Raw genomic sequence first — 3,251 nt, 5'->3', positions numbered from 1 at the left:
GGGACCGTGGGCGTGCTCCGGTCGACCAGCGTCTCCCGGAGCACGCCCACGGTCCCGCCCGCGCGCGACGCGGAGGCCGCCGGGGCGGGCACGTCCCGCGTCTCGCCGAGCGCCAGCGCGCCCAGGGCGGTCGCCGCCGTCACGACCGCCACCGCCCCGACGGCCAGGACGGTACGGCGACGGGGTCTCGGCGCCGTACCGTCCGTGACGTCCGAGCCGGGCTCGGCTGCCGGGCCCACGCTCATCCCTTGGTCGTCGGCTGGGCGGCCGGGTCCCCGATGACCGGCGCACAGGCGCGGATCGCCCGCTTGGCGCCGGCCGACGTCTGGTTCCACCGGGCGTCCTCCGGGGGGTAGCCGTCGGGGCCCGGGTCGGGGAAGTCCGGGGCGCCCTTGGTCTGCATGCAGGCGGCGTAGCGGCGCTGGGTCTCCTTCTGCTGGTCGGACAGTTCCGGGCGCAGCTTCTCCAGCACGCTCTCCGGGACCGGCGGCTTGACGTCCGCGCACTTTTCCGACGCCGCCCGGAACTTGCTGTCGGCTTTGCGCGCCGCCGCGTCCCCCAGGTCGACCTGGCCCTGCGCGTCCGGATCCGGTACGTCGACGCCTTCTGTACGCAGACACGCCACCCAGGCCCGCTGCCCGCGCACGTACTCGGCGACATCGTCCCCGCCCGCCGCGCCGCCGCTCCGCGCCGCGGACGGGGACGACCCCTGCACCGACGGGACCTCGGCCTCGTCCCCGCTCCCGCCACCGCAGGCGGCGAGCGCCAGGACGAGCCCCGACGCCGCCCCCACGAGCCGTAACCGGCCGGTCCGTCCGCAGTGTCCCCGCATAGCTCCGCTCGCCCCTTCGCGCCGTCGGTCGCTGTCACCGGAACCGTAGGAGGGGCCTCATGAAGAACCGATGAAGAAGTCGTCCGGAACACACGAAGCGTCGAACCGGCCGGCCCGGCCCGCGCTGTCGGCGTCATGTCGGAGCCCTGTCGGGGCTGTCGGTGATCTGTCGGCCGGGGTCGGCACCTTGGCGGAGACAGCCGCCCGCGACCCACCGGGCGGCCCTGCTGCCGAAGGAGCCACCATGCGCACACCCGTCACGATCATCGGCGCCGGACTGGGCGGCCTCACCCTGGCCCGCGTCCTGCACCTCCACGGCATCCCCGCCGTCGTCTTCGAGGCGGAGCCCTCCCCGTCGGCGCGCACCCAGGGCGGCATGCTCGACCTCCACGAGGACAACGGTCAACTCGCCCTCCAGGCAGCCGAATTGACGGACGCGTTCCGCGCCATCGTGCTCGACGGCCGCGAGGCGATGCGCGTCCTCGACCCCGACGGGACCGTCCGGTTCGAGCAGGCGGACGACGGCACCGGCGGGCGCCCGGAGGCGATGCGCGGCGAGCTGCGGCAGATGCTGATCGACTCCCTCCCGGCCGGCACCGTCCGCTGGGGACACAAGGCCGCCGACGCCCGCGCCCTCGGCGAGGGCCGCCACGAGGTGACCTTCGCCGACGGCACCACCACCGTCACGGACCTCCTGGTCGGCGCGGACGGCGCCTGGTCCAGGGTCCGGCCGCTGCTCTCCGGCGCCGTCCCCTCCTACGTCGGCACGTCCTTCGTCGAGACCTACCTCTTCGACGCCGACACCCGGCACCCGGTCGCCGCGAAGACCGTCGGCGGCGGCATGATGATCGCGCCCTCACCGGGCCGGGAGATCTTCGCCCACCGCGAGAGCGGCGACACCCTCCACATGTACGTGGCCCTGTCCAGGCCCCTGGACTGGTTCGCCGGCATCGACTTCACCGACGCCGCCACCGCAACCGCCCGCATCGCGGCCGAGTTCGACGGCTGGGCACCCGAACTCACCGCCCTGATCACCGACACCGACACCCCGCCCGTCCTGCGCCCCCACCACGCCCTGCCGGACGGACACCGGTGGGACCGGGTCCCCGGCGTGACCCTGCTCGGCGACGCCGCCCACCTCGCCGCACCGAACGGCGAGGGCGCCAACCTCGCCATGCTGGACGGCGCCGAACTCGCCCAGGCCCTCGCCGCACACCCCGGCGACACGGAGACCGCGCTCACCGCGTACGAGGAGGCCATGTTCCGCCGCGCCGCCGAGACCCCCGCGTTCGACGGCGCCGAGATCCTCGGGATCGACTCCGCCGACAACACCGCCCAAGGGCTGATCAGCAGGCATGCCGAGAACGCGGGCTAGGGTCCGCGAAATTGCGGTGAGATCGGACGGAAACGTAGCTTGGGCGCCTGCCCCGCCGTTTCAAGGCCGGCCTCGGACATCGGAAAGGCACCCGTGGGACGACGTGAGAAACCGGTCGACCCCGGTGCCGGACCCGCGCAGCGGTTCGCGCACGAGCTGCGCGAACTCCGCGAGAAGGCGGGCAAGCCGCCGTACCGGGAGATGGCCGCGCGGGCCGGGTACTCCATCACCGCCATGTCCCAGGCCGCCGCGGGCGACCAGCTGCCCTCCCTCGCCGTGGTGCGCGCGTACGCCGAGGCGCTCGACGCCGACCCGGACGACTGGGAACGCCGCTGGAAGGAGACGGACGCGCTGCTCAGGGCGCCCGCGCCGGACGAACGCCCGCCCTACCGGGGGCTGGCCCGCTTCGAGGCGGACGACAGCGACCTGTTCTTCGGCCGCGACGCCCTCGTCACCGAGGTGGCCGAGCTGGCGCGCGGGCAGCGGTTCGCGGCGGTGTTCGGACCGTCCGGCAGCGGCAAGTCGTCCCTGCTGCGGGCCGGGCTGATCCCCCGGCTGCGGCAGGAGACGGGCGAGCGGCGGCCCGCCGTGATCCGCGTCCTCACCCCGGGCGAACGGCCCGCGTCCACCCACGCCGAGGCGCTCGTCCCGCGCGACGGCGACCTGGACACCTGGGTGATCGTCGACCAGTTCGAGGAGGTGTTCACCCTCTGCCCGGACCGCGCGGAACGCGACCGGTTCCTCGACCTGCTCCTCGCCGCCCGCCTCCCGGACAGCCGCCTGCGGGTCGTGATCGCCGTCCGGGGCGACTTCTACGGCCACTGCGCCGCCCACCGCGACCTCGCCGCCGCCGTCGCCCGGGCCGGCCTCCTCGTCGGCCCCATGACCCGGGACGAACTGCGCGAGGCGATCACCGGACCGGCCGCCGCAGCCGGCCTGAACGTGGAACGCGCCCTCACCGCACGCGTGATCGACGAGGTCGCCGACCAGCCGGGCGCCCTGCCCATGCTGTCCCACGCCCTCCTGGAGACCTGGCGCCGCCGC

General features: G+C 74.9%; 3 protein-coding genes and 1 pseudogene. 2 read left to right on the top strand and 2 right to left on the bottom strand.

What is annotated here, in order from left to right; all coding sequences use genetic code 11:
- A pseudogene (locus AOK24_RS07245) lies at nucleotides 1–245 on the bottom strand (hypothetical protein); the annotation flags it as partial.
- Nucleotides 242–832 (bottom strand): hypothetical protein, encoded by a 591-nt coding sequence (locus AOK24_RS07240; RefSeq protein WP_055719216.1) that lies wholly within the window; start codon nucleotides 830–832, stop codon nucleotides 242–244. The pseudogene AOK24_RS07245 and the gene AOK24_RS07240, both read right to left, overlap by 4 nt.
- A gap of 244 nt (nucleotides 833–1,076) precedes the next feature.
- Here AOK24_RS07240 and AOK24_RS07235 point away from each other — a divergent pair, with 244 nt between their 5' ends.
- Both AOK24_RS07235 and AOK24_RS07230 read left to right on the top strand, forming a co-directional pair.
- Nucleotides 1,077–2,207, top strand: coding sequence for an FAD-dependent oxidoreductase (locus AOK24_RS07235; protein WP_055719215.1), 1,131 nt, complete (start codon nucleotides 1,077–1,079; stop codon nucleotides 2,205–2,207).
- 93 nt (nucleotides 2,208–2,300) lie between these two features.
- A partial coding sequence (locus AOK24_RS07230) for an nSTAND1 domain-containing NTPase (protein WP_159051811.1) occupies nucleotides 2,301–3,251 on the top strand: 951 nt, incomplete at its 3' end.

Source organism: Streptomyces niveiscabiei, assembly GCF_001419795.1.
Lineage (GTDB): Bacteria > Actinomycetota > Actinomycetes > Streptomycetales > Streptomycetaceae > Streptomyces > Streptomyces niveiscabiei.
The sequence above is the reverse complement of the archived record's forward strand: the minus strand, read 5'-3'. Positions and strand labels throughout refer to the sequence as shown.